The following is a 25,068-nucleotide window of genomic DNA, read 5'->3' on the forward strand; positions in this document are numbered from 1 at the left end:
GTCAGATGACTCCGTTCGTCTTGAGCTGCGCCAGCTCGTCGGGGGTGACGCCGAGCTCGCCGTAGATCTCCTGGTTGTGCTCGCCGAGCAGCGGCGGGGTGCGGACGTCGACCGGCGAGTCCGACAGTTGCAGCGGGCTGCCCACGGTCACGAACTCGCCGCGCTCCGGGTGCTCGACCGACACGACGATGCCCTCCTCGCGCAGGCTCTCGTCCTCCACCAGCTCCCTGGTGGACAGGATCGGGCCGCACGGGATGTTCTCGGCGTTGAGCCGGTCCAGCACCGTCCACTTGTCGTGGCGGATCGTCCACTCCTCGATGAGCTGGAACATCTTGTCCAGCTTCGACAGGCGCGCCTCCGGCGTCGCCCACTCGGGGTCGTCGGTCAGCTCGGGGCGGCCGATGATGCCCGCGATCGGCTTCCAGCCGACCGGCTGCACGATGACGTAGATGTAGTCGTTCGGGCCGCCCGGGGCGCAGCGCACCGCCCAGCCCGGCTGGCCGCCGCCGCTGGCGTTGCCCGAGCGCGGCACCTCGACGCCGAACGTCCTGTTGGGGTACTCGCGCAGCGGCCCGTGCGCCAGGCGCTGCTGGTCGCGCAGCTTGACGCGGCACAGGTTCAGCACCGCGTGCTGCATGGCCACCTGCACGCGCTGCCCGCGTCCCGACTGCCCGCGCTGGTAGAGGGCGGCCAGGATGCCGGCGACCGCGTGGATGCCGGTGCCCGAGTCGCCGATCTGCGCGCCCGTGGCCAGCGGCGGGCCCTCCTCGAAGCCCGTGGTGCTCATCGAGCCGCCCATGGCCTGGGCGATCACCTCGTACGCCTTGAACTTGGCGTACCTGCCCTGGCCGAAGCCCTTGATCGAGGCGTAGATGAGGCGGGGGTTGAGTTCCTGGAGGCGCTCCCAGGAGAAGCCCATGCGGTCCACCGCGCCGGGCCCGAAGTTCTCCACCAGGATGTCGGCGCCGCGCACCAGCTCGGTGAAGATCTCCTTGCCGCGCTCGCTCTTCATGTTGAGGGTGATGCTGCGCTTGTTGCAGTTGAGCATCGTGAAGTAGAGGCTGTCGACATCGGGCACGTCGCGGAGCTGTTGCCGGGTGATGTCACCGGTCGGGGCCTCCAGCTTGACCACGTCGGCGCCCAGCCAGGCGAGCATCTGGGTGGCCGACGGGCCGGACTGGACATGGGTCATGTCGAGGACGCGGACACCTTCGAGAGCCTTCATCTCTGCGTTTCCCCTACTTGTACATGGTCTGGTTCATGGTTCCGGGGGCGTACACCTCTGGGTCGACCCAGACGTTGATCAGCGCGGGCTTGCCCGACTCGCGGGCCCGCTCCAGGGCCGGGCGGATCTCGGCGGGGTCGCGGACCTCCTCGCCGTATCCGCCGAGGAGCTTGGCGAACTCGCCGTAGCGGATGTCGCCGAGGGTGTTGCCGACGCGCGCGCGGTCCTGGCCGTACTTGGCGGCCTGGCCGTACCTGATCTGGTTCATCGAGGAGTTGTTGCCGATGACGCCGATGAACGGCAGGTCGAAGCGGACCATCGTCTCGAAGTCCCAGCCGGTCAGGCTGAAGGCGCCGTCGCCGAACAGGCACAGCACCTCCTTGTCGCGCCGCGCCTGCTTGGCCGCCATCGCGAAGGCCATGCCGACGCCGAGGGTGCCGAGCGGGCCCGGGTCCATCCAGTGGCCGGGCGACTTGGGCTGCACGACCTGGCCGGAGAAGGTGACGATGTCGCCGCCGTCGCCGATGTAGATCGTGTCCTCGGTGAGGAACTCGTTGATCTCGTGGACGAGGCGGTAGGGGTCGATCGGCTGGGCGCCGGAGAGCTGGCGGGGCAGGCGCTTGTCGAAGGACTGCTTCTCGACGTTGCGCAGCTCCTCCAGCCACTCCTTGCGGCGGGTCGCGCCGTTCTCGACGCGCCCGCTGGCGGCCTGGGCCGCGGCGGCGAGGATGAGGCCGGCGTCGCCGACGATGCCGAGGTCGATGTCGCGGTTCTTGCCGACGGTGCGGTAGTCGAGGTCGATCTGGACGACCGTGGCCGTCGGCGACAGGCGCTTGCCGTAGCCCATGCGGAAGTCGAACGGGGTGCCGACGATGATGATGAGGTCGGCCTCGGTGAAGGCGTACCGGCGGCTGAGCTGGAAGTGGTGCGGGTCGCCGGGCGGGAGCGTGCCGCGGCCCGAGCCGTTCATGTACGCGGGCACGTTCAGCGTGCGCACGAAGTCGGTGGCCGCGTCGGTCGCCCGGCACGTCCAGACCTGGCTGCCGAGCAGGATGCACGGCTTCTCGGCGTGCGCGAGCAGGTCGGCGAGCCGCTCGATGGCCTCGGGGTCGCCCTGCTGGCGGGTGGAGGCGCGGTAGTGGCCCGGCTTGGGCAGGCGGGCCTTGTCCACCGGCACCTTCGCGTCGAGCACGTCACGCGGGATCTCCAGGAACGACGGCCCCGGCGCTCCGTGGTAACACTCGCGGAAGGCCATCGACACGATGTCGGCCACACGTTCGGTGCTGGGCACCGTGGCCGCGAACTTCGTGATCGGGCTCATCATGTCCACGTGCGGCAGGTCCTGCAACGAGCCCATCTTGTGCTGGCTCAGCGCGCCCTGGCCGCCGATGAGCAACATCGGGCTCTCCGCGCGGAAGGCGTTGGCCACCCCGGTGACGGCGTCGGTCGTGCCCGGCCCCGCGGTGACGACGGCGCAGCCGGGCTTGCCGGTGATGCGCGCGTATCCGTCCGCGGCGTGCGCGGCTACCTGCTCGTGGCGTACGTCGATGACCTCGATGCCCTCATCGACGCAGCCGTCGTAGATGTCGATGATGTGGCCGCCGCAGAGCGTGTAGATCACATCCACGCCCTCGGCCTTGAGCGCCTTGGCTACGAGATGACCGCCTGAGATCGTTTCCGACATCGTGCCACCCTTTCCCGGCGACGAAATGCTGTCTTCCGCATACTGCATACCGTATGAACGCAATGGTTACTCCCTTGAGATCGGCCTGTCTAGCCCCCAGCGGGCAACTCGATCAGTTCGACCCGCTCGCCGGACCAGCCCGGCGGGACCACCGCCAGGGCATCCGCCAGCGCCGCACCCCACAACGATCCGGGCCGGTCGTGCCCCACCGGCTCCGCCCTCTGACCTGCCGTTCTGACCGGCACCAGGCGGGTGTCACGAGGGTGCGCCCGCACCGCTCCGGACAGGGTCCCGGTCCGCCGGGCGGCGGGCGCGCCGGCCATTTCGCGCAGGACGGGGGCCAGCAGGGTGAGCCCGGCGGCCAGGGCCGCGAACGGGTTGCCCGGCAGGCCCGCCACGAGCCGGCCGCCGGGCAGCCGGGCCAGGAGTTGCGGGTGCCCGGGACGTACGGCGACGCCGTCCACGATCACCTCGGCGCCGAGGTCGTCGAGCACCGCCCGCAGGTGGTCGGCGGGCCCCTTCGACGACGCCCCGCACACCACGACGACCTCATGCCCACCACCCGCACCTGCCGGTCCGGCGGGCCAGGAGGGCCGGGCGTCGAGTGCGGCGCGCAGCGGTCCGGGCCCGTCGGGGAGCCGGACCGTGTCCGTGACGAGCCCGCCCGCCCACGCCACCAGCCCCGGCAGGAACGGCCCGATCGCGTCGCGGACCCGGCCCGGCGCGGGCCGTCCTTCGTGCACCACCTCGTCGCCGGTGACCAGCACCGCGACCCTGGGGCGCGGCCGGACCAGGAGCGTGTCGTGGCCCAGGGCGGCGGCCAGGCCGAGCGCGACCGGCGTCAGCACCGCGCCCGCGTCGAGCACGACCGTCCCCTCGGGGATGTCCTCGCCCCGCCACCGGATGTGCCTGCCCTGCTCGAACTCGCCCGCCAGCCGGCCATCGCGCAGGTCGGCGCGCTCGTACGGCAGCACCGCCGCCGACCCGGCGGGCACCGGGGCTCCGGTGGCGATCTCCACCGCCTCCCCCGCACGCAGCGGCCCGGCGTACGGCGCTCCCCCGGCCAGCACGCGCCCGGTCACCCGCCACGGCCCCGGACCGGCGACGGCGTACCCGTCCATCGCCGAGACGTCCGTCCCCGGCACCGGCACCAGGGCGCGCAGGGGCCCGGCGAGCCGGCGCCCGATCGCCTCCCGCAGGGCCACCGGGGAGGGCCTCGACGGGCGGGCCGATCCGGCCGCGAGAGCCCGCGCTCGGCCCCATGAGATCGCTTCCACCACTGGTCCATGCCGCAGAACGGTCATCGGCACACTCCTTGACCCGTGTTTTTCCATACTGTATACGGAATACACGATCCGACGCGAGAACGGAGAGCGCAGCATGAAGGTCGCTGTTCTTGGCGCCGGCGCCATCGGCGCATACGTGGGGGCCGCCCTCCACCGGGCGGGTGTCGAGGTGCACCTCATCGCGAGGGGCGCGCACCTCCAGGCGATTCGCCGCGCCGGTGTGCGGGTGCTCACCCCCAGGGGCGACTTCGTCGCCCATCCCCATGCCACCGACGACCCCACCGAGGTCGGGCCGGTGGACCACATCTTCCTGGGCCTCAAGGCGAACAGCTACGCCTCCGCGGGCCCCATGATCGAGCCGCTGCTGCACGAGGCCACGAGCGTCATCGCCGCGCAGAACGGCATCCCGTGGTGGTACTTCCACGGGCTCCCCGGCCCGTACGAGGGCTATCGCATCGAGAGCGTCGATCCGGGCGGCGCGGTGACGGCCGCGCTGCCCCTGCACCGCGCCATCGGCTGCGTGGTGTACGCCGCCACGGAGATCGAGGAACCCGGCGTGATCCGCCACCTCGAAGGCACCCGCTTCTCCATCGGCGAGCCCGGCGGCGAGCTGACCGAGCGGTGCGCCGCCTTCAGCCGGGCCGCCGTCGAGGGCGGGCTGAAGTGCCCGGTGGAGCGCGATCTCCGCCGGGACGTCTGGATCAAACTCATGGGAAACATCGCCTTCAACCCGATCAGCGCGCTGGCCAGGGCGACCATGGCCGGGATCTGCCGCCACGACGGCGCGCGGGAACTGGTCGTGGCCATGATGCGCGAGACGATCGACGTGGCCCGGCGGGTGGGCTGCGATCCGGGGATCTCCATCGAGCGCCGCCTGCGCGGCGCGGAGCGGGCGGGCGAGCACAAGACGTCCACGCTCCAGGACCTGGAGAAGGGCAAACCGCTGGAGCTCGACGTGCTGCTGGCCGCGGTGGTCGAACTGGCCGACCTGACCGGCGCCGAAGTGCCCACGCTGCGCGCGATCCACGCGGTCAGCGACCTGCTGAACGAGAACCTGGTCCGTGCGGGTTAGCGCGGAATACCGTAGATTGTATACGGAATGGAGGGATCATGAGCTATGACCGCCTGACCCATCCACTGGTACGCGAGAACGGCGTCCTGCGCAAGGCGTCGTGGGAGGAGGCGTTGGAGCTCGCGGCAGAGGGCTTCCGCCGCAACATAGAACGGCACGGCCCCGACAGCTTCGCGATGTTGTCGTGCGCCCGCTCCACCAACGAGATGAACTACATCGGGCAGAAGTTCACCCGCGTGGTCGTCGGCACCAACAACGTGGACTCCTGCAACCGCACCTGTCACGCCCCCAGCGTGGCCGGCCTGTCGGCGGTGTTCGGCAGCGGCGGCGGCACCTCCTCCTACCAGGAGGTCGAGGACACCGACGTGATAGTGATGTGGGGATCGGCGGCCCGCAACGCCCACCCCATCTTCTTCCAGCACGTGCTGAAGGGCATCCACAACGGCGCCAGGATGTTCGCGGTGGACCCGCGCCGCACCGGCACCGCCCAGTGGGCGGACCTGTGGCTGGGGCTCAACGTGGGCACCGACATCCCCCTCGCCCACGCGGTGGCCCGCGAGATCATCCACGCGGGGCTGCACAACGAGGCGTTCATCGAGCGCGCCACGGTCGGCTTCGAGGAGTTCAAGGAGTGCGTCGAACCCTGGACGCTCACCGTCGCCGAGCAGGTGACGGGGGTACCGGCGGAGGCGATCCGCGAACTGGCCCACGCCTACGCCCGCGCCGACCGCGCCCAGCTCTGCTGGACGCTCGGCATCACCGAGCACCACAACGCCACCGACAACGTACGGGCGCTGATCAACCTGTCCCTGCTGACCGGCCACGTCGGCCGCTACGGCTCGGGCCTGTCGCCGCTGCGCGGCCAGAACAACGTGCAGGGCGGCGGCGACATGGGCGCCATCCCCAACCGCCTGCCCGGCTTCCAGGACATCCTCGACCCGAAGATCCGCGAGCGGTTCGAGAGCGTCTGGGGCCGCGAGATCCAGCCCCGCTACGGCTACAACCTCACCCAGATGCTGGAGGCCATGGCCGAGGGCGAGGTGACCACCTGCTACATGATCGGCGAGAACCCGGTGCAGTCGGAGGCCGACTCGCTGGCCTGCATCAAACGCCTGTCCATGCTCGACCACCTCGTCGTGCAGGACATCTTCCTCACCAAGACCGCGCAGATGGCCGACGTCGTGCTGCCCGCCAGCGCCGCCTGGTGCGAGGCGGACGGCACGTTCACCAACAGCGAGCGGCGGGTGCAACGGGTGCGCAAGGCCCTGGAACCACCGGGCGAGGCCCGCGACGACATCGAGATCATGTGCGAGCTCGCCCGCAGGCTCGGCCACGACTGGCACTACGACGGCGCGGAGGAGGTCTGGAACGAGCTGCGTTCCCTGTCGCCGCAGCACAAGGGCATGACCTACCAGCGGCTGGCCGAGTTGCAGGGCATCCAGTGGCCCTGCCCGTCCGAGGACGAGCTGGAGCCCCCCTACCTGCACGGCAGGCTCTGGGAGAGCGACCCGGTCAGGCGGGGCACGCCGGCGCCGTTCGCGGTGCTGCGGCACTCGCCGCCGGTGGACCTGGTGGACGAGGAGTACCCGCTGCGCCTGACGACCGGGCGGCGGCTGGACTCCTACAACACCGGGGTGCAGTCGTCCGGGTTCGCCTCGCCGCTGCGGCGCGGCGAGACGATCGAGATGTGCCCCGAGGACGCCGAACGGCTCGGCCTGGCGGCGGGCGAGGACGTGCGGATCAGCTCGCGGCGCGGCTCGGTGGTGGCCCCGGTCTACATCGATCCCGGGCTGCGTCCCGGCCTGGTGTTCATGACGTTCCACTTCCCCGACGAGGTGGACACCAACTCCCTAACGATCGAGGCCACCTGCCCGATCGCGGGCACGGCCGAGTTCAAGGCCGCCGCCGTACGCGTCGAGAAGCTCGTCAAGGCCGGGTGAACGGATGGATCTGAGATTCCGCGGCGCCGAGCCGTCACAGGAGGAGCGCGCGGCCGTGGACGACCTGCTCGGGCCGCCCGCCACCGCCTGGGTCGGCGGCTCGCGCACCGACCTCGACCTGCGGATGGCCGCCCGTTCCGAGGCCGCCCGCGACCTGCTGCTGCCCGCGTTGCACGCGGTCAACGACCGGGTGGGCTGGATCAGCGAGGGGGCGCTGGAGTACATCTGCCGCCGGCTGACCGTCCCGCCGGCCGAGGCGTACGGGGTGGCCACGTTCTACTCGCTGTTCTCCGTGAAGCCCAGGCCCGAACGGGTGCTGCACGTGTGCACCGACCTGGCCTGCCAGTCCAAGGGCGGGCAGGCGGTACGCGACCGGGCCGAGGAGCGCTTCGGCCCGCCGGGCACGGACTGGCAGGAGAGCCCCTGCCTGGGCCTGTGCGAGCGGGCCCCGGCCGCCCTCGCCCTGCAGGCCGGCCGCCCGCACCGCGCCGAGGTGTACGCCCCCGCCACCCCCGACACGATCACCACCATCACCGGCGTGGTCCCGAGCGCCAACGGGCACGCGCCCAGCCTCGAGGTCGCCGGCGAGACCCCCGTCGGGGAGGCGGTGCCCCAGGCCGGCAGCCCCGATCTGGTCCTGCTGCGCCGGATCGGCGTCGTCGATCCGGCCAGCCTGGACGACTACCGGGCGGCCGGCGGCTACACCGCGCTGCGCCGGGCCTTCGAGCTCGGCCCCGCCGGGGTGATCCGCGAGGTCCTGGAGTCCGGCCTGGTCGGCAGGGGCGGCGCCGCCTTCCCCACCGGCCGCAAGTGGGACGCCACCGCCCGCCAGCCCGACCGCCCGCACTACCTGGTGTGCAACGCCGACGAGAGCGAGCCGGGCACGTTCAAGGACCGGGTCGTGATGGAGGGCGACCCGTACGCGCTGGTGGAGGCGATGACGATCGCCGCCTACGCCACCGGCTGCACGAAGGGCTACCTCTACATCAGGGGCGAGTACCCGAGGGCGACCGCCCGCCTGCTGCACGCGATCGCGACCGCCCGCTCCCGGGGGCTGCTCGGCGACGACATCCTCGGCAAGGGCCTGTCGTTCGACATCGAGCTGCGCAGGGGTGCGGGCGCGTACATCTGCGGCGAGGAGACCGCGATCTTCAACTCCATCGAGGGGCGGCGCGGCGAGCCGCGCAGCAAGCCGCCCTTCCCGGTGGAGAAGGGCCTGTTCGGCAAGCCGACCGTGGTCAACAACGTCGAGACGCTGGTGAACGTGCTGCCGATCCTGGAGCGCGGGGCGCAGGCGTACGTGGCGGCCGAGCCCAAGCTGTTCTGCGTCTCGGGCGCGGTCGAGAGACCGGGCGTCTACGAGCTGACGTTCGGCGCGACCCTGCGCGAGTTGCTGGAGGCGACCGGCACGACCGGCACGACCCGGGCGGTGCTGCTCGGCGGCGCGGCGGGCGCGTTCGTCACGGACCTGGACATCCCGCTCACGTTCGAGGGCACCAGGAACGCGGGCGCGACGCTCGGCTCCGGTGTGGTGCTCGTCATCGACGACACGGTGGACCTGAAGGGGCTGCTGCTGCGCATCGCGGAGTTCTTCCGTGACGAGTCCTGCGGCCAGTGCGTGCCCTGCCGGGTGGGCACCGTACGCCAGGAGGAGGCCCTGCACCGCCTGTCGAACCGGGTCGACGACCGCGACCTGGTGCTGTTGCGCGAGGTCGGGCAGACCATGCGCGACGCCTCCATCTGCGGCCTCGGGCAGACCGCCTGGAACGCCGTCGAATCGGCCATCGACCGTCTGGGAGTGTTCAGCAAATGATCCCGCTGCAGCCGCCCCGCCGGCTCATCGACGTCCAGATCGACGGCGAGGGCGTACGGGTGCCGGAGGGCTCGACGATCCTCGACGCCTGCCACGTGGCCGGCAAGGACATCCCGACCCTCTGCTACGGCGACACGCTCACCCCGAAGAACGCCTGCCGGGTCTGCGTCGTGGAGGTGGAGGGCGCCAGGACGCTGGCCCCGGCCTGCTCCAGGAAGGCCGAGGCCGGCATGAAGGTCGGCACCGACACCGAGCGGGCCCGGCAGAGCCGCAAGGTCGTGCTGGAACTGCTCGGCTCCTCGGTCGACCTGTCCACGACGCCGCGCGCGGCCGAGTGGAGCGAGGAGTACGGCGCCGAGCCCGCCAGGTTCGGCGACACCGCGGCCACGGTCGAGCAGCCCGCCAAGGTGGACAACGACCTGTACGTCCGCGACTACGCCAAGTGCATCCTGTGCTACAAGTGCGTGGACGCCTGCGGCGACCAGTGGCAGAACTCCTTCGCCATCTCCGTCGCGGGCCGGGGCTTCGACTCGGAGATCTCCACGGAGTTCGACGCCCCGCTCACCGACTCGGCCTGCGTCTACTGCGGCAACTGCGTCGAGGTCTGCCCGACGGGCGCGCTGTCGTTCAAGACCGAGTTCGACATGCGGGCGGAGGGCACCTGGGACGAGACGAAGCAGACGGAGACCACGACGATCTGCAGCTACTGCGGGGTCGGCTGCAACCTGACCCTGCACGTGCAGGACAACAAGATCGTCAAGGTGTCCTCGCCGCACGACAACCCGGTCACGAAGGGCAACCTCTGCGTGAAGGGGCGCTTCGGGTACGGATATGTCTAGGGTCGCCGTCAAGAAGCGCATCCTGCGCGTGCAGGACGCCTCCAGAATGCGCAAGATCGACTCACTGGCCGCCGAGGAGCCGCTGGAGATCCGGCTCGACGGCACCCCGCTGACCGTGACCATGCGCACGCCGGGCGACGACTTCGACCTGGCCGCCGGGTTCCTGGTCAGCGAGGGGGCCGTGGCCGCGGCGGAGGAGATCTCCACGATCCGCTACTGCGCGGGCGCGACCGTGGACGGCGGGAACACCTACAACGTGCTCGACGTGCGGCTCGCCCCCGGCGTGCCCGCCCCCGAGCCGCGCAACTTCTACACCACCTCCTCGTGCGGCGTCTGCGGGAAGGCGTCGCTGGAGGCGGTGCGCACCGTGGCCCGCTGGCGCTCCGGCGACGACCCGGTCGAGCTGGCGCAGTCCACCGTCGCGGCTCTGCCGGACCGGCTGCGCGCGGCCCAGCGGGTCTTCGACCGGACCGGGGGCCTGCACGCGGCCGGCCTGTTCACGGCCGACGGCGAGCCCTTGTGCGTACGCGAGGACGTGGGCCGCCACAACGCCGTGGACAAGCTGCTCGGCTGGGCGCTGCGCGCCGGGCGGCTGCCGCTGCGCGGCACCGTGCTCATGGTGTCGGGGCGGGCCTCGTTCGAGCTGGTGCAGAAGGCGGTCATGGGTGGTGTGCCGGTGCTCGCCGCCGTCTCGGCGCCGTCCTCGCTCGCGGTCGATCTGGCCGAGGAGCAGGGGCTGACGCTCATCGGTTTCCTGCGCGGGAACTCCATGAACGTCTACACGGGCGAGCGGCGGCTGGGCGCGCGGGAAGACGTCACCCCGGGCTCCGGCAACGGCTCTGCCGGCGCACGATCACCGGGGTGATGACGGGATGCCGCACGGCGCGCCTGGCCCCCAGCCGCCGTCGGCATCCCTCCGCACCCGTCCGGCCGGATTTTGACAACCGTTTTCATTTTGGCGCATACTGACTCCCATGATGTCAGGATTTTCCCGGTCGTCCGCTGCCGGTCTGCTGGTCGGAGCCACTCTGCTCACCGCTTCGGCCTGCGGCTCCGGCTCCGCCGAGACCGCTGCCGGGCCGGGCGCCGCCACCGGCGAGAAGCCCGAGGTCGTCGCCGCGTTCTACCCGTTGCAGTGGCTGACCGAGCAGATCGGGGGCCCCGACGCGCAGGTGACGACCGTGACCGCGCCCGGCGTCGAGCCGCACGACGTGGAGCTGGGCATCCAGCAGGTCACCGACATCAGGAACGCCGCGCTGACCGTCTACATCAAGGGCATCCAGCCGGCCGTGGACGAGGCCGTCGAGCCGGACACGAGCTTCGACGCCGCCACCGCCGTCACCACGATCCCGGCGGGCGAGCACGGGCACGAGGAAGGCGAGGAGGAGCACGGGCACGAGGAGCTCCCCTACGACCCGCACCTCTGGCTCGACCCCTCCCGCCTGGCCACCGTCGCCACCAAGCTCGGCGAGCGCCTGGCCGCCGCCGACCCCGCGCACGCCCAGGGCTACCAGGACCGCGCCGCCAAGACGGCCGCCACGCTCGGCGCGCTCGACCAGGAGTTCACCCAGGCCCTGAGCACGTGCGCGACCAAGACGCTGGTGACCGCGCACGAGGCGTTCGGCTACCTGGCCGACCGGTACCGGCTCAAGCAGGTCGGCATCACGCTCGACCCCGAGACCGAGCCGTCGCCCGCCCGCCTGTCGGAGGTGGCCAAGCTGGCCAAGGCCGAGGGCGTCACCACGATCTTCACCGAGTCCCTGGTCAGCCCCAAGGTGGCCGAGGTGCTCGCGAGCCAGGTCGGGGCCAAGACCGCCGTGCTCGACCCGCTGGAGAGCAAGCCCTCCGGCGATTATCTGTCCGCCATGCGCGATAACCTCAAAACCATACAAACAGCACTGGGGTGTACAGCATGAGCGAAACGGCCTTCGCGATGACCGGTGGCCGGGTCTCCTATGAGGGCAAGCCCGTCCTCCGGGGGATCGACCTGACCGTCCGTCCCGGTGAGGTCGTCGCCCTCCTGGGCGCCAACGGCTCGGGCAAGTCGACGCTGGTGCGCGCGCTGCTCGGCCTCACCCCGCTGACCGGCGGCCAGACCCTCGTGTACGGCAGGCCGCCCGCGCGGTTCCGCGACTGGTGGCGCATCGGCTACGTGCCGCAGCGGCTCCAGGTCGGCGGCGGCGTGCCCGCCACCGTCCGCGAGGTCGTCGCCTCGGGCCGGATCGCCAGGCAGAGCAGGCTGCGCCGGACCAGCGCGGCCGACCGGGCCGCCGTGTCCGACGCCCTGGAGGCCGTCCGGCTCGCCGACAGGGCGGGCGACCCCGTGCAGTCACTGTCAGGGGGGCAGCAGCAGCGGGTGCTCATCGCCCGCGCGCTGGCCGGCGAGCCCGACACGTACGTGATGGACGAGCCCACCGCCGGCGTGGACGCCGAGACCCAGCGGCTGCTCGCCGACACGCTGTCCGGGCTGGTCGGCGCGGGCAAGACCGTGGTCCTGGTGGCGCACGAGCTGGGCCCGCTCGAACCGGTCATCACACGCGGCGTGGTGATCCGCGAGGGCCGCGTCGCCCACGACGGCCGGCCGCCCCGCCCGGAGGGCGACTGCGCCCGACCCGGCCACGAGCACCAGCACCCGCACGCGCCGGAGCACGTCACCAGCCCCGTCGCGGGCCCGCTCACCGGGTGGCAGGGAGAACCGAGTTGATCGTCGAACTTCTTCAGGAGGAGCTGTTCCAGCTCGCGCTGGTCGCGGCGCTGCTGGTGGGGCTCTGCGCGCCGGCCGTCGGCACGTTCATCGTGCAGCGCCGGCTCTCGCTGCTGGGCGACGGCATCGGGCACGTGGCGCTGACCGGCGTGGCGCTGGGCTTCCTGACCGGCACCGCCCCCGTGCTCACCGCCGTGCTCGTGTCGATCGCCGGGGCCGTCGCCATCGAGCTGGTCAGGGCGCGCGGGCGCACCAGCGGCGACGTGGCGCTCGCGCTGATGTTCTACGGCGGCATCGCGGGCGGCGTGCTGCTCATGGCCATCGCGCCCGGCGGCAGCAACGCCAAGCTCAACTCCTACCTGTTCGGCGCCATCGCCAGCGTCACCGTCGAGGACATCTGGGTCATCGGCGCGCTGGCCGCCGCCGTCATCGCGGTCGTCCTGATCTTCGGCAGGGAGCTGTTCGTGCTCTGCCAGGACGAGGAGATGGCCAGGGCCAGCGGCCTGCCCGTGCGCTTCCTGAGCCTGCTCATCGCCGTCACCGCGGCGCTCACCGTCGTCATCGCCATGCGGGTGGTCGGCCTGCTGCTCGTCAGCGCGCTGATGGTGATCCCGGTGGCCACCAGCCAGCAGCTCACCCGCGGTTTCCGCACCACGATGGGGCTGGCCATGGTGTTCGGCGTGCTCGCCTCCGTGGGCGGTCTGCTCGCCTCCACCTACTCCTCCAGGGTCCCGCCGGGCGCCGCGATCGTGCTTCTTGCGCTCGCCGGCTTCGTCCTGGCCCTCGGTGTCGGTAAATTCGTACGCCGAGGACGTACCCAGGAGTCGACATTGAGCGAGCGACCAAAGCTGCGCGTCGAGGAGGTCGCATGACCACAAGGCGCGATGCAGTGCACGACACTCTCCGCCAGAGCGAGGGATTCCGCAGCGCGCAGGACGTCTATGCCGAGATGCGCCTGCACGGAGCGAAGATCGGGCTGACCACCGTCTACCGGGCGTTGCAGGCCCTGGCCGACAAGGGCCAGGTCGACGTGCTGCGCACCGACGACGGAGAGTCGGTCTACCGCGCGTGCGAGACCGACACCCATCACCACCATCTGGTGTGCCGCAGATGCGGGCGCACCGTGGAGGTGGCGGGCCCGGCCGTCGAACGCTGGGCCGAGGCGGTGGGCAGTGAGCACGGGTTCACCGAGATCACTCACACGGTCGAGGTCTTCGGCACCTGCGCGTCCTGCTCGTCCTGCCCGGTCCCGGCCGGCACGGGCTGAGCCGCGCGGCGGGAGCCGTACAAGACGCCCAGCACGATCACCGCGCATCCGGCGAGCTGCACCGACGAGGGCCGCTCGCCGAGCGCCACCGTGGAGATCGCCACCGTGGTCATGGGCTGCACGAGCAGCAGCAGCGCGGTGAGCGCCGCCGGCTGGCGGGGCAGCGAGTACGTGATCAGCGACCACCCGATCACCTGCGGCCCCAGCGCGAGCAGCAGCAACCACCCGTGGGCCGGCCAGACGGGCACGAAGTCCGCGCCGCCGAACACGGGGCTGAGCAGCGCGATGGCCACCGTGGCCACCACGGTCGCGTGCGCCAGCGGCCCCGCGGCCCGTGCGGAGCCGCCCTTCAGCAGCAGCAGGTACGCCGCGTACGCCAGGGACGTCGCCACCCCGGCGAGCACGCCCATCAGCGGATCGCTGCCGTAGGCGGCGTCGTCGAACACCCCGGAGATCAGCACGACCCCGGCGAACACGACCGGCGCGGCGATCATCAGCGGCGTGGAGGGCCGCTCCTTGAACAGCGCCCAGGCCGCGAACGCCACGATGAACACCTGGAGGTTGCCCAGCACGGTCGCCAGCCCCGCGCCCACGAAGTCGATCGCGTGGTGCCAGAGCAGCAGGTCGAGCGCGAACACCACGCCCGCGAGCCAGCTCGTCAGCACGGCCCTGCGCGGCAGGGGCCCCAGCCTGCGCCGCTCCATCCAGGCCAGCAGCAGCATGGGCGGCACCGCGTACGCGCAGCGGAACAGCGCGGAGGTGGCCGGCGATACACCGGATAACCGGACCAGCGGGGCGGAGGTGGAGATGATCAGCGCGCCGGCGATCGCGATCAGCACGATACGGCGATGTGCGCTCATGGAAACCCCCGAACCCCGCACAAGAGATACGCTGCGACCACGCTAGAACCCGGCGCGGACAGGAGTCAACATGCCGTTTGGCCATGACATGGTGCATTCTCTCGCCACCGTTGTCGAACTGGTCAACACCTCGCCTTCCACCGGCGGCGAGGAGGGCCTGTCCAGCCTGGCGGAGCTGCAGGCGTTCGTGGAATCCCACAAGATCAGCGGCGTCAGCACGCTCACGTCCCGCGATCTGGGCCAGGTGCGCATCGTGCGGGAGGCGTTCCACCGCGTCTTCACCGCCCCCGACCCGCACACGGCGGTGCACACTCTCAACGGTCTCCTGGGCGAGACCCGCATCACCCCCCGCCTGACCGAGCACGACGGCCACGCCCTGCACGTGCACTACCACGCCGCCGACGCCACCCTTGCCGAGCACGTGGCGGCCGACTGCGGGGTGGCCCTGGCCCACCTGCTGGTCGAGGGCGAGGCCGAACGCCTGCGCACCTGCTCGGCCCCCGACTGCGACCGCGTCTTCGTGGACGAGTCCCGCAACCGCTCCCGCGTCTACTGCGACAGCCGCACCTGCGGCAACCGCATGCACGTGGCCGCCTACCGCGCCCGCCGCCGCGCCTGACCACCCCCGCCTGACCACCCCCGCCAGGACGTCCCCGAGAGCACTCCAACCGCGCTCAACCACGCTCAGCCGCGCTCAGCCGCCGAAGTCGCGACGGCAGCAGGGTCAACCCCCTCAGCAGGGCCGCCACGGCGGTCAGACCTTGTTCGGAATGGCTCCGCCGTAGCGCCTGTCGCGCTTGGCGTAGACCTCGCACGCCTCCCACAGGTCGCGCCGGTCGAAGTCGGGCCACAGCCGGTCGAGGAACACCATCTCGGCGTAGGCCGACTGCCACAGCAGGAAGTTGGAGAAGCGCTGCTCCCCCGACGAGCGCAGGAACAGGTCGACCGCCGGGATGTCCGGCTCGTCGAGATAGCGGCCGAACACCTTCTCGTTGACCTTGCCCGGCTTGACCCGCCCGGCCGCGATGTCCGCGGCCAGTTTGAGCGCCGCGTCCACGATCTCGGCCTGACCGCCGTAATTGACACAGAACTGCAACGTGAGTGTCCGGTTGGCCACCGTCATCTCCTCGGCCGTCTGCAGCTCGGAGATGACGCTCTTCCACAACCGCCCCGGCCGGCCCGCCCAGCGCACGCGCACGCCCATGGCGTTGAGCTCGTCGCGCCGCCGCCGGATCACGTCGCGGTTGAAGCCCATCAGGAAGCGCACCTCGTCGGGCGAGCGCTTCCAGTTCTCGGTCGAGAACGCGTACGCGCTCAGGTAGGGGACGCCCAGCTCGATGGCCCCCTCGATGACGTCGAACAGCGAGGACTCCCCCGCCTTGTGCCCCTCGGTGCGGGGCAGGCCCCTGGACTTGGCCCAGCGGCCGTTGCCGTCCATGACGATCGCGACGTGCCGGGGCACCAGCTCGCGCGGAATGGCCGGCGGGGTCGCCCCCGACGGGTGCGGGGACGGAGGACGTACGTTCACGCGGGCTCCCTTTCGACGTGTCGGAGAGAGCGTATTCCGTGTTCGAGGTGCCATTGCAGATACGCCGCGACCAGGCCGCTGCACTCACTGCGATGGCGTGACTCCGAAGAGTCGGCGACGGCCCAGTCGCCGCGCAGCAGCGCCGTCATGAGCCCGATCGTCTCGGCCGCGGGCACGGCCGAGCCGGCCGGCTTGCACGCCCCGCACACCACGCCGCCCGCCACGATGGCGAACGCCCTGATCGCCGGCGCCTGGCACTTCGCGCACGCCTCCAGGGCCGGGGCGTAACCCGCCACGGCCAGGGAGCGCAGGAAGTAGGCGTCGAGGATCAGCCGGGCCTCGTGATCGCGGTCGGCGAGCGTGCGCAGCCCGCCCACCAGCAGCAGGAACTGCCGCAGCGCGGGCTCCTTCTCCCCGTGCGTCAGCCGGTCGGCGGTCTCCAGCATCGCGCTGCCGGCGGTGTAGCGGGGGTAGTCGGCGGTCAGCGCCTCCCCGTAGGGCCTGATCGTCTCGGCCTGCGTGACGACGTCGAGGGTGCGGCCGGTGTGCAACTGCAGGTCAACGTGCGTGAACGGCTCCAGCCTGGCCCCGAAGCGCGACTTGGTGCGGCGCACGCCGCGCGCCACCGCCCTGATCTTGCCCGTACGCTTGGCCAGGATCGTGACGATACGGTCGGCCTCACCGAGCTTCTGAGTGCGCAGGACCACGCCTTCGTCACGGTAGAGACTCACTCGCACATCTTACGGCCGACCTGTATACCGGCGGACGGGACGTTACGGTCATGCTTCGGTGACGCGACTTTGCGTCACTCTCACTACACTTTGACGTCTGTCCCCGCATTACCCGTCGTTCAACCCCCCGCTACCGCCTCGAAAGGGAGTCATGACCCGCGTGGTCCTGCTGGGCGCCTCGCCCGGCCCCGACATCTCTCCGACCGGCCTGAGGCTGGCCGCGCTTCCCGGCAATCCCACCGTGTCCGAACGGCTGCGCAGCCAGCTCACCTCGATGGATCCGCGCCTGGCCGCCATCCCGACGGACAACGTGGCGACCGCTCTGCGCGCCCTGGCCGACGTCGCCGAGCAAGCGACGGAGAGCCTGTTCATCATCCCTGAGAACTCTGTCGTCCACGACGAGCTGATCTACCAGATCACCAAGACCAAGCGTGGTGCGCTGGCGCTCGTCGCGAAAGAGCCACGGGTGGAGGTGACGGAGGACAGCGAACTCGGCACCGAGGACAACACCGCCGACGACAGTGCCACCGAGGAGCGCATCCCCGTCGACGAGGCCGACCCCGAGATCGGCATGAACCGCGTCGAGGGGCTGCCGGTGCGCGCCCGCATCAGCAAGTCGGGCCGCGTGATCTCCGTGGGCACCGCGACCCACGCCGTGACCAGACCCAACGCGGTGCTGCTCGGCCCGCTCCACATCAGCGCGCGCAACGCCCCGACACTGGCGCAGACCTGCCGCGAGCTGGCCGCCATGACCGACCGCTTCGGCGACGACGACGACCTCCTCCAGCTCATCGTGTTCGGCCTGGTGCGCAGCGGCGTGTCGGTCGGCATCCGGGGCCGCCGCGACCTGTTCTACCGCCGGGTCACCACCCAGGAGGAGGTCAACGAGGCCGGCTCCGAGATGGCCGGCATGAACGAAGACCGCTCCCGGCTCAACAACGCGGTCAAGGGCGCCGACGGCTTCTTCACCACGTACTTCGTCTCCACCTACTCCCGCTACATCGCCCGCTGGGCCGCCCGGCGCGGGCTGACGCCCAACCAGGTGACGCTGATCTCGATCCTGCTCGGCGTGGCCGCCGCCGCCTGCTTCGCCACCGGCGACCGGCCCTGGATGGTGGCGGGCGGGGTGCTCATCTACTTCGCCTTCGTCTTCGACTGCGTCGACGGGCAGGTCGCCCGCTACGCCCGCAAGTTCGGCGTGCTGGGGGCCTGGCTGGACGCCACGTTCGACCGGTTCAAGGAGTACGTCGTCTTCGCGGGCCTGGCCGTCGGCTGGATCGCCTCCGGCAACGGCGACGAGATCTGGATCCTGGCGCTGGCCGCGCTCGGCCTGCAGTCCGTACGCCACCTGCTCGACTTCTCCTTCGGCGCCGCCAACCGCCGCAAGCCCCCGTCCCCGCTGCCCACGATCTCCCTCGACGCCCCCGACGACCGCGAGCTGCGCCAGAAGCTGACCACCCGCAAGGAGCAGCGCAGCCAGGGTGTCAGGGGCGTGCTGAAGATGTGGACGAAGGCCGGCAAGTACCGTGCGGTCCACTGGGCGCGTAAGATGATCGTCTTCCCCATCGGCGAACGTTTCGCGGCCATCGCGATCACCGCCGCCCTCTTCGACGCCCGGATCACCTTCATCACCCTCGTGATCTGGGGCTCCGTCGCCGCCGCCTACACCCTCACCGGACGCCTCATGAGGTCGCTCGTATGATCACCCACCCGCAGGCCATGGCCACCCCCACGCCGGACCCCGACGAGGAACGCCGCCGCATCCAGACCGCCCGCATCGTCGCCTACCGCGACGACGGCCCGCTCGGCCAGGCCCTGTCCACCAGGCTGGGCACCGGCCTGACCCCCGTGCCCGCCACGCTCGTGGCCCTGCTCGCCGTCATCGCCCTCACGGTCACGGGGCTGCTCGAGCCCGGTGGCCCCATCCTGCTGCTTCCCGTGGCCATCGTGCTGCTGCTCGTGCTGCCCACGACGCCGCGCAACCACCTGGGCCGCTTCGACTGGCTCACCCCGCCGCTGGTGCGCGCGGCCGAGTTCTTCACCATCATCGCCGTCGGCCTGGCGGCCGACGCGCCGAAGTGGCTGCTGTTCGTGCTTGTGTACGTCGTCGGCTACCACACCTACGACACCGTCTACCGCACGCGGCAGAGCATCTGGCCGCCCGCCTGGGTGTTCCGGGCCGGGCTCGGCTGGGAGCTGCGCCTGCTGGTGATCGGTGTGGGCGCGGCGCTCGGCGCGCTGACGCCGGTGCTGGCGGTGCTGACGGCCTACCTGTTCGTGCTGTTCGCGGTGGAGAGCGTGACGAGCTGGGTGCGCCTGGACAAGGCTTCCGCCCAGGCCGCCGCCGACGCCGAGCAGGACCTCGAGGCCTCGCCCGAGGACGCCATGGAGCAGGCGAACGGAGAGGCGGAGAAGGGGTAGCCTGCCCTTTCCCCACGCTCGCGCGGCGCCGCACCCCCCGGGGGTGCGGCGCCGTCCGCGTCTCTCCGCCGGATCCGTTCGAGAGCGCTCTCCGGGACGCCCCGCACCGCGCCGCCTGGACGTCTGTGTGGTTTGTTGACAGCCGGTAAACGCTGTGCTCAGATCGTTGAGAGAGCGCTCTCTCCCAGCGCGCTCCGGTACCCCCCCCTGGAGCGAGTATGACAACCACGATCCGGCGCCGGCGCCGCATGGCGGCCGTCGCCGCGGTGCTCGTCGCGCTCAGCGGCCTGCTCGTCAAGACGGCCGTCAGCGCCTCGGCCAGCGTCCCCGCCACCCCGTCCGGCTGGTCCCTCGTCTGGTCCGACGACTTCAACGGCACCGCCAACACCCTGCCCTCGTCGAGCAACTGGATCATCGACACCGGCCACGCCTACCCCGGCGGCCCGGCCAACTGGGGCACCGGCGAGGTCCAGAACTACACCTCCAGCACCGCCAACCTCAGCCTCGACGGCTCCGGCAACCTGCGCATCACCCCGCTGAAGAGTTCCTCGGGCGAGTGGACCTCGGCGCGCATCGAGACCCGGCGGGCCGACTTCAAGCCCGCCGACGGGCGCATCCTGCGCATCGAGAGCCGCATCCAGATGCCGAACGTCACCGGCGAGGCCGCGCTCGGCTACTGGCCGGCGTTCTGGGCGCTCGGCGCGCCGTACCGGGGGAACTACTGGAACTGGCCGGCGATCGGCGAGTTCGACATCATGGAGAACGTCAACGGCATCAACTCGGTCTGGGCCGTGCTGCACTGCGGCGTCAACCCGGGCGGGCCGTGCAACGAGACCACCGGCCTCGGCGCGAACCGCGCCTGCCCCGGCTCGACCTGCCAGGCGGCCTACCACACCTACCGCTTCGAGTGGGACCGCAGCGTCAGCCCCAACCAACTGCGCTGGTACGTGGACGGCCAGCAGTTCCACAGCGTGACCCAGTCCCAGTTCGACGCCACGACCTGGGCCAACATGACCGGTCACGCCGGCTACTTCCTGCTGCTCAACGTGGCGATGGGCGGGGCCTTCCCCAACGCGCTCGGCGGCTCCACCCCGACCGCGGCCACCGTCTCGGGGCGGCCGATGATGGTCGACTACGTGGCGGTGTGGCAGAGCGGCAGCGGCGGCACCGACCCGACCAACCCTCCGGGCGGCGTTGACGCCCGCTCGACGATCCAGGCCGAGAGCTACCAGGGGCAGTCGGGCACCATCGTCGAGACCACCACCGACAGCGGCGGCGGCCAGAACGTCGGGGCGATCGCCAACGGCGACTGGCTGCGCTACGACGGCGTCAACTTCGGCTCGACGGCCGCCACGCAGTTCCGGGCCCGGGTCGCCTCGGGTGCCGGGGCCGGCGTGGGCGGTCTGGTACAGGTCCGCCTCGACAGCCCGACGGCCACGCCGATCGGCGACTTCGCGCTCTCGAACACGGGCGGGTGGCAGAGCTGGCGCACGGTGCCGGCGAACATCTCGGGCGTGACGGGCACGCACACCGTGTACCTGACCTTCTCCTCCGGCCAGCCGGCCGACTTCGTCAACGTCAACTGGTTCACGTTCGCGACGTCCTGAGCCGGCACGGCTCGGCGGCGTCCTGACGGGCCCGGGCGGGAGGCGTCTCCGCCCGGTCCCGCCCACGTCCGACGCCGCCCTCACGACGCCCTCACGGCGGCCTTGCGCCACAACCTCGCGCCGGCCTTGGGGCGGCCTCGCGACGGTTCCTCGCCGCAGCCCCTCGCGGCAGCCCCTCGTGGCGGAGTCTTCCGTGCTCGCCTCGTCCGGCCCGCAGCCCCCGCGCGGGGCCCCGTCCGGTTGTGGGTGTCCCGGGCGACAATGGTGTGGTGAGCGAATTGCCGGTGATCGACATCGCCCCGCTCCTCGTCGCGGGCGCGGCGGGCGTCGGGAAGCAGGCCGTCGCGGACGCGATCGGCGCGGCCTGCCGCGACAACGGGTTCTTCTACGTCTCGGGCCACGGCGTGCCACAGGCGCTCGTCGAGCGGCTCGACGCCGCGAGCCGGCGCTTCTTCGCGCTGCCGGAGCAGGCCAAGAACGAGATCTCGATGGAACGGGGCGGCCGGGCCTGGCGCGGGTTCTTCCCGGTAGGCGGCGAGCTGACCTCGGGACGGCCCGACCTGAAGGAGGGCGTCTACTTCGGGGCCGAGCAGCCGCCGGGGACTACGCCCCTGCACGGGCCGAACCTCTTCCCCGCCCAGGTGCCCGAGCTGCGGGAGGCGGTGCTGGACTACCTTCGCCGGATGACGGACGTCGGGCAGGCGGTGATGGGCGGGATCGCGCTGAGCCTGGAACTGCCGGAGGACTACTTCCGTACGAGCTACACGGCCCACCCCACCATCCTTTTCCGGATATTTCACTATCCGCCGGGCCAGGCCGACGACCCCGACACCTGGGGCGTCGGCGAGCACACCGACTACGGCCTGCTGACCCTGCTGCTCCAGGACGGCAACGGCGGCCTCCAGGTCCGCGCCGAGGAGGGCTGGATCGACGCGCCCCCGATCGCGGGCACGTTCGTGTGCAACATCGGCGACATGCTCGACAAGCTCACCGGCGGCCGGTACCGCTCGACGCCGCACCGCGTCCGCAACCGCAGCGGCAACGAGCGCCTCAGCTTCCCGTTCTTCTTCGACCCCGGCTGGGACAGCGAGGTCCCGCCCCTCCCCTACGCGCCCGGACGCCGCTGGGACGGCCAGGTGGACTTCACCGGCACCTACGGCGAGTACCTGCTGTCCAAGGTCTCCAAGGTCTTCCCGCACCTGTTCAGGGAGCAGCGGCTGTGAGGCCGCCTCACTCCGCGGCGGCCAGGTCCTGAAGCTCCCGGAGGGCGGGCAGCTCCGACTCCGCGTCCGCGGGCACCCGGCCCGCCCGCTCGTCCTCGTCCTGCCCGGCCCAGTGCCGCAGCGCCCGCACGGGGGTCAGGCCGCCCGCCTTCGCCCAGCGCAGCCGCCGCACCCACGCGACGGCGGCGTTGGCGGCGACGTCCCCGCCACTCTCCCGCCGGACGAATCCGGCCGCGTCACCCGCGACCGCGGCCCACAGGTAACCGACGACGGCCTCGCCCATGAGCACGGGAACGTAGCGGACGGCCCCGGACGTCGTCCGCTCGTAACTCTCCGGACTCCGCACGGTCCGGAACCGGGGCTGGTCCTTCAGCGACATGTCCGCCTCTCCTCCGTCACCCGGCACCTCTCGGCAGAACCCATCCGAAGATCTGCCAGATTCCATCCTGCATCCGCACGTCCTCGACGAAGTACGAAACACCCCTGCCCAGTAGCAGCTCCACTTCCCACGAATATTCGCTGAACGGGGCCGCGTACATGGCGGGCGTGCCCTCGGGCACCCGCAGGCGCAGCATGGCGTCGTGCTCGAGGTTCGGATTCTTCTGGAGGCCGGTCGAGAAGAAGGCGGGGTCCGTCTGCACGGTGCCCGGCAGCTCTTCCACGGGCACGCTGAAGACGATCTCCACCCCGAACAGGCCGCGGACCACGTCGATCGACACCGGCACCGGCTGACGGCTCACGACGTTGTCGAGGTTCAGGATGTCGGCGACCAGCAACCGCACCCCGGGCCGCCTCATCACCCTCTCAGGAGGCAGACCGCCGAACTCCCGCAGCAGGCCGTTGATCTCCGTGTAGTGGTCGCCGGCGTAACGCGTGATCGACCGGGCCTCCTTCCCGGACACGTTGCCGATCACGTCGGCCCAGATCGCCTCGCCGAAGGAGCCCTCGACCGCGCGGGCGCCGAAGGGCGCGTCCAAGGGGACGTGCGGAGCGGGGGCGACGTACAGCAGGCCCGAGTCGCTCCTGCGCAGGGGTCCGGTGAACGGGCCGTTCGCCTCGGCGGCGAGTCCGGTGAGGGGCGGCGGGGTCGCGGAATGGAGGCCGAGGTCGGCGAGGCTCGAAGGTGCGGTCCGCCCGCTGGGGTGGGCATCGCCGTCGTAAAGGGACAGCAGCTCGGGCAGGGCCTCCGCCAGGGCGGGATGCAACGAGCCCTCGTTCGCCATCCCGGCCAGTTCGCCGGCGGTGAACCATTTGGCCGAGCTCACCTCGTACGGGTCGAGCTTCGCCGTGAACTTCTCGCCCCTGGCGGCCAGATTGGTGTACGTCCAGCCCGGCTCGATCTCGATCGGGAGCGCGCCGACCAGCTCAAGCCGGTCCAGGTAGTCCTGGTTGACGCCGAGTTCCTCGCTGATCTCGCGGGCGGCGCCCTGGGTGGGGCTCTCCAGGCTGTCGAGCGCGCCACCGGGCAACTGCCAGCGCCCCGCGTTCGAGAGGTAGTCCATCTCGCCCTGCTGCATCAGGAGATAGCGCGGCCGCCCCTCGGCATCGAGGGTCTGGATCAGCACCCCCGCGGCGCCGTACCTGCCCCACAGCCCGGACGGCGTGTACCCGTCGCCCGGGATGCCGGTGTCGTCGAGGATCTGAAACGGGCTCGCCTCCTCGCGCGCGGCGGCGGACGGGTCCGCCGGATGCGCCCCGGCGGGCCCGGTCTGGCCCGGCTTGGGGGCGGCGGGCGGGTCCGGTGACTTGTTGATCAGCTCGTCGACGCTGCTGTTCTGCTTGGTGGGGATGATCTCCTGAGCGTTTCCCGTGCCGGACAAGTCGTGGACCGTGGCCTGCCCGGCGTGCGCGGCCGTCGTGGACGACGGCTTCGTGGCCGGCGATGACGTGGCCGACTCCGACATGGCCGACAGCGACGTGGCTGACTCCGACGGCGCCGCCTTCGAGGTGGCCGGCTCCAAGGTGGGCGCGGTGTGGTCCGCGCTCGCGGAGGGGCCGTCGCCGGAACCGCCGGAGCCGGGGCCGCCAGGACCGGAGCCGTCGTCGAGGTGGTGCGCGCCGGGTGACCAGCTCGCCCACTGCGCGTCCGCGCCGCCCAGGACGCCCGAGGTGAAGCTCTTCAGCAGCCGGTCCGCGTCGAGCGGCTCCCCGGCGAGGAGCTGGCCGAACAGGTCGCTCGCCCCGCCGGCCAGCCCGGAGCGGCCCATCAGCCCCCACATCGACCTGGCGGGCGCGAGCCCGGTGAACAGCGTCAGGAAGGCTCCCAGCGTGGCGCCGGTGCCGGCGGACGTCATGAGCTGCTCCCAATCGAGGTGGTCCCGCCGGTCCTGGGTGGCCTGCACGATCGCGTCCATGCCGGCGAGCAGCACGCCGAACAGGCCGACGTTGATGAGCAGCCGTTTGCCGAGCTGGGCGATGGTCAGCCGGGCCAGTTGCACCCGGCTCCCGATCAGGGCGAAGGACAGCCCGCCCCACGGCCCGAACGCCATGGCCAGCAGCCAGCCGATCTGGAAGATCAGGAACCAGACCGAGACCTCGATCATCCGTTTCACGTACTGGACCTGGACGCCCAGCTCGTTGAGGCCGACGGCGGTGTCGACGAGCTCCTCGACGAGCTGCGTCAGAGCCGGGTCGGCGGTGAGCCGGACGTGCCCGAGGAACGCCTCCAGCGCGTCGCCGTCCCAGCTCTCGCCGATCCCGAGGTAGTCGTCCAGCCCGGCTCGCGCGCCGACCTTCGTGGCGGTGGCGACGCACAGGTCGGCCAGCCGGAAGCAGCCGTCCTCGTCACCTTCGGGCCAGTCCATGCCGACGGCGTAGCCCACGTACGGTTTGGCCCAGTCGGGCACCAGGAAGCCGTCGAACCCCAAA

General features: G+C 71.4%; 22 protein-coding genes. 14 read left to right on the forward strand and 8 right to left on the reverse strand.

Annotation, left to right across the window (positions count from 1 at the left end; translation table 11 throughout):
• Window position 1: 1 nt before the first annotated feature.
• The 3 genes from frc to FAF44_RS11505 form a co-directional block, all read right to left on the reverse strand.
• Window positions 2–1,225, reverse strand: coding sequence for a formyl-CoA transferase (frc, locus tag FAF44_RS11495; RefSeq protein WP_237103071.1), 1,224 nt, complete (start codon window positions 1,223–1,225; stop codon window positions 2–4).
• A 13-nt stretch (window positions 1,226–1,238) separates the two neighbouring features.
• On the reverse strand, window positions 1,239–2,909 hold the full coding sequence (locus FAF44_RS11500) for a thiamine pyrophosphate-binding protein (protein WP_237103072.1): 1,671 nt from the start codon (window positions 2,907–2,909) through the stop codon (window positions 1,239–1,241).
• An 89-nt stretch (window positions 2,910–2,998) separates the two neighbouring features.
• Window positions 2,999–4,189 (reverse strand): molybdopterin molybdotransferase MoeA, encoded by a 1,191-nt coding sequence (locus FAF44_RS11505; protein ID WP_237103119.1) that lies wholly within the window; start codon window positions 4,187–4,189, stop codon window positions 2,999–3,001.
• A 100-nt stretch (window positions 4,190–4,289) separates the two neighbouring features.
• On the opposite strand from FAF44_RS11505, the gene FAF44_RS11510 reads away from it, so the two are divergent.
• From FAF44_RS11510 to FAF44_RS11550, 9 genes are all read left to right on the forward strand, one after another.
• Window positions 4,290–5,267, forward strand: a complete 978-nt coding sequence (locus tag FAF44_RS11510; RefSeq protein ID WP_237103073.1) for a 2-dehydropantoate 2-reductase — start codon at window positions 4,290–4,292, stop codon at window positions 5,265–5,267.
• A gap of 38 nt (window positions 5,268–5,305) precedes the next feature.
• The gene (locus FAF44_RS11515) at window positions 5,306–7,207 is read left to right on the forward strand and encodes a molybdopterin oxidoreductase family protein (protein ID WP_237103074.1); all 1,902 of its coding nucleotides are present in this window, start codon (window positions 5,306–5,308) and stop codon (window positions 7,205–7,207) included.
• 4 nt (window positions 7,208–7,211) lie between these two features.
• Window positions 7,212–9,020, forward strand: a complete 1,809-nt coding sequence (locus FAF44_RS11520; RefSeq protein WP_237103075.1) for an NAD(P)H-dependent oxidoreductase subunit E — start codon at window positions 7,212–7,214, stop codon at window positions 9,018–9,020.
• On the forward strand, window positions 9,017–9,859 hold the full coding sequence (locus tag FAF44_RS11525) for a 2Fe-2S iron-sulfur cluster-binding protein (protein ID WP_237103076.1): 843 nt from the start codon (window positions 9,017–9,019) through the stop codon (window positions 9,857–9,859). The genes FAF44_RS11520 and FAF44_RS11525 overlap by 4 nt, the downstream gene beginning before the upstream one ends.
• Window positions 9,852–10,724: a formate dehydrogenase accessory sulfurtransferase FdhD gene (gene fdhD / locus FAF44_RS11530; RefSeq protein ID WP_237103077.1), complete on the forward strand. Its 873-nt coding sequence runs from the start codon at window positions 9,852–9,854 to the stop codon at window positions 10,722–10,724. The genes FAF44_RS11525 and fdhD overlap by 8 nt, the downstream gene beginning before the upstream one ends.
• Window positions 10,725–10,833: 109 nt before the next feature.
• Window positions 10,834–11,775, forward strand: coding sequence for a metal ABC transporter substrate-binding protein (locus FAF44_RS11535; RefSeq protein ID WP_237103078.1), 942 nt, complete (start codon window positions 10,834–10,836; stop codon window positions 11,773–11,775).
• Window positions 11,772–12,563, forward strand: a complete 792-nt coding sequence (locus tag FAF44_RS11540; RefSeq protein WP_237103079.1) for a metal ABC transporter ATP-binding protein — start codon at window positions 11,772–11,774, stop codon at window positions 12,561–12,563. Before FAF44_RS11535 ends, FAF44_RS11540 begins: the two co-directional genes overlap by 4 nt.
• The gene (locus FAF44_RS11545; RefSeq protein WP_237103120.1) at window positions 12,563–13,435 is read left to right on the forward strand and encodes a metal ABC transporter permease; all 873 of its coding nucleotides are present in this window, start codon (window positions 12,563–12,565) and stop codon (window positions 13,433–13,435) included. Before FAF44_RS11540 ends, FAF44_RS11545 begins: the two co-directional genes overlap by 1 nt.
• On the forward strand, window positions 13,432–13,830 hold the full coding sequence (locus FAF44_RS11550; RefSeq protein WP_237103080.1) for a Fur family transcriptional regulator: 399 nt from the start codon (window positions 13,432–13,434) through the stop codon (window positions 13,828–13,830). The genes FAF44_RS11545 and FAF44_RS11550 overlap by 4 nt, the downstream gene beginning before the upstream one ends.
• Here FAF44_RS11550 and FAF44_RS11555 read toward each other — a convergent pair.
• Window positions 13,761–14,690, reverse strand: a complete 930-nt coding sequence (locus tag FAF44_RS11555; protein ID WP_237103081.1) for a DMT family transporter — start codon at window positions 14,688–14,690, stop codon at window positions 13,761–13,763. The genes FAF44_RS11550 and FAF44_RS11555 overlap by 70 nt on opposite strands.
• Window positions 14,691–14,778: 88 nt before the next feature.
• Here FAF44_RS11555 and FAF44_RS11560 point away from each other — a divergent pair, with 88 nt between their 5' ends.
• The gene (locus FAF44_RS11560; protein ID WP_237103082.1) at window positions 14,779–15,309 is read left to right on the forward strand and encodes a CGNR zinc finger domain-containing protein; all 531 of its coding nucleotides are present in this window, start codon (window positions 14,779–14,781) and stop codon (window positions 15,307–15,309) included.
• 135 nt (window positions 15,310–15,444) lie between these two features.
• Here FAF44_RS11560 and FAF44_RS11565 read toward each other — a convergent pair whose 3' ends face one another.
• Both FAF44_RS11565 and recO read right to left on the reverse strand, forming a co-directional pair.
• Complete coding sequence (locus FAF44_RS11565; protein ID WP_237103083.1) at window positions 15,445–16,272, reverse strand: isoprenyl transferase; 828 nt, start codon at window positions 16,270–16,272, stop codon at window positions 15,445–15,447.
• Window positions 16,215–16,949: a DNA repair protein RecO gene (gene recO, locus FAF44_RS11570; RefSeq protein WP_237103084.1), complete on the reverse strand. Its 735-nt coding sequence runs from the start codon at window positions 16,947–16,949 to the stop codon at window positions 16,215–16,217. The genes FAF44_RS11565 and recO overlap by 58 nt, the downstream gene beginning before the upstream one ends.
• A gap of 151 nt (window positions 16,950–17,100) precedes the next feature.
• Here recO and FAF44_RS54610 point away from each other — a divergent pair, with 151 nt between their 5' ends.
• The 4 genes from FAF44_RS54610 to FAF44_RS11590 all read left to right on the forward strand — a co-directional run bounded on the left by FAF44_RS54610 (window position 17,101) and on the right by FAF44_RS11590 (window position 22,200).
• Window positions 17,101–18,651 (forward strand): CDP-alcohol phosphatidyltransferase family protein, encoded by a 1,551-nt coding sequence (locus tag FAF44_RS54610; RefSeq protein ID WP_272894374.1) that lies wholly within the window; start codon window positions 17,101–17,103, stop codon window positions 18,649–18,651.
• Entirely contained in the window at window positions 18,648–19,370 is a 723-nt protein-coding gene (locus FAF44_RS54615) for a DUF5941 domain-containing protein (protein WP_272894375.1), read from the forward strand. Before FAF44_RS54610 ends, FAF44_RS54615 begins: the two co-directional genes overlap by 4 nt.
• 218 nt (window positions 19,371–19,588) lie before the next feature.
• Window positions 19,589–20,977 carry a glycoside hydrolase family 16 protein gene (locus FAF44_RS54620; RefSeq protein ID WP_272894376.1) on the forward strand — a complete coding sequence of 463 codons (1,389 nt, stop codon included), beginning with the start codon at window positions 19,589–19,591 and terminating at the stop codon, window positions 20,975–20,977.
• Window positions 20,978–21,246: 269 nt separating this feature from the next.
• Window positions 21,247–22,200, forward strand: a complete 954-nt coding sequence (locus tag FAF44_RS11590) for an isopenicillin N synthase family oxygenase (RefSeq protein ID WP_237103085.1) — start codon at window positions 21,247–21,249, stop codon at window positions 22,198–22,200.
• 7 nt (window positions 22,201–22,207) lie between these two features.
• On the opposite strand, the gene FAF44_RS11595 is transcribed toward FAF44_RS11590, so the two are convergent.
• Window positions 22,208–22,579, reverse strand: coding sequence for a hypothetical protein (locus FAF44_RS11595; protein ID WP_237103086.1), 372 nt, complete (start codon window positions 22,577–22,579; stop codon window positions 22,208–22,210).
• A gap of 16 nt (window positions 22,580–22,595) precedes the next feature.
• Entirely contained in the window at window positions 22,596–25,067 is a 2,472-nt protein-coding gene (locus FAF44_RS11600) for an ADP-ribosyltransferase (protein ID WP_237103087.1), read from the reverse strand.
• Window position 25,068: the final 1 nt, after the last annotated feature.

Origin of the sequence: Nonomuraea sp. MG754425 (genome assembly GCF_021699195.1) — a bacterium.
In the GTDB taxonomy this organism is placed as follows: domain Bacteria; phylum Actinomycetota; class Actinomycetes; order Streptosporangiales; family Streptosporangiaceae; genus Nonomuraea.